Annotated in this window: 1 tRNA gene and 1 pseudogene; both read left to right on the top strand. The window is 36.9% G+C overall.

The annotated features are described in order from the left end of the window. Positions 1 to 166: 166 nt before the first annotated feature. Positions 167 to 239, top strand: a tRNA-Thr gene (locus PL9631_RS25665). A gap of 700 nt (positions 240 to 939) precedes the next feature. Next, positions 940 to 1,134, top strand: a pseudogene (locus tag PL9631_RS26435) (hypothetical protein); the annotation flags it as partial.

Genomic DNA, 1,134 nt, shown 5'->3' with positions numbered 1-1,134 from the left:
ATTACAACCTGGAAACCTTGATCTACTGTAAACTATTGCTCAATTAGTCACCTTATTGGTTTTTCATTCCTAATATAAAATCAGATTTTGCCGTTGTTCTGAGAGAAGGTTGACAATTGAGATCGGGTTTTGCTATAATCCAACATTGTGCAAATCTAACTTCCTTGCTGCTTTAGCTCAGTTGGTAGAGCGGTTCACTCGTAATGAACAGGCCGTCGGTTCAAGTCCGATAAGCAGCTTTTTAATTTCTAATCTGTATCGCTTGCTGTATCAGTCTTTCACCTTGACCCGTTCATTACGAGTGAACCGCTCTACCAACTGACTACTCAATAGTTACTCATTTACAAATAATTATAGAGTCTTTTGAGTAACCTTCTCCACGGTGACGAGTAATCTACCTATATAGTTATATAGACTATTGTTATTTGTTATAGGTTTAAGAGCGATCGCTAAAGTAAAACTTATGACCCGTGAATAGACAATATTACTCAAAGGATTTAGCCATAATTCTCTCCCGATCCGAGAGAAGTTTGTAAATCTTCCCTAAGTACATACAATAGGATGTAAGTAAAACTTTTTTAGGAACGGTAAAAAATTATCATGGGTAAGCTAGACAACTTAGAGAAGGGTAGAGTCAAGCGGTATGTAGGGACGGATGAGAAGGTAAAGACTACCTTATCGTTATCGCGCTCTACAAGGGACTACTTGAGTCAGTACGGTAATGGTATGAGTGAAACGATAGAGTACCTAGTATGGGTACACAGTAAGGGTAAAGCAGGTTTAGTAACACAGAAATTTGAGATGTTAAAGATTAGGTAATATAAAAATCTACAATGTAGATTTTACAATGTAGATTTATAAATATGAACTTAGTATACTACTTTACTGAATCAGTGTTACACTGATATTAGTAAACAGTAGTAAACACTAAAAAAAGTTATGCCTAACTACAATCCAAATACTGAAGGATTAAGTCAACCAAAATGGGTTAATAAACCCGTGAAAGTTTACCGTTTACCTGAACCCATAGCAGATGACGTACTAGCCTATGCTCATCTACTGGACAAGGGTGATGTTGCTCCTATTGTCATCATCCTGAACCATGCACTAGGTTTACCTGCTAACAAAGCAGGG

Source organism: Planktothrix paucivesiculata PCC 9631 (assembly GCF_900009265.2).
Taxonomy (GTDB): Bacteria; Cyanobacteriota; Cyanobacteriia; order Cyanobacteriales; family Microcoleaceae; genus Planktothrix; species Planktothrix paucivesiculata.
Note: the sequence above shows the minus strand (reverse complement) of the source record. Positions and strands in the feature narration are given on the sequence as shown.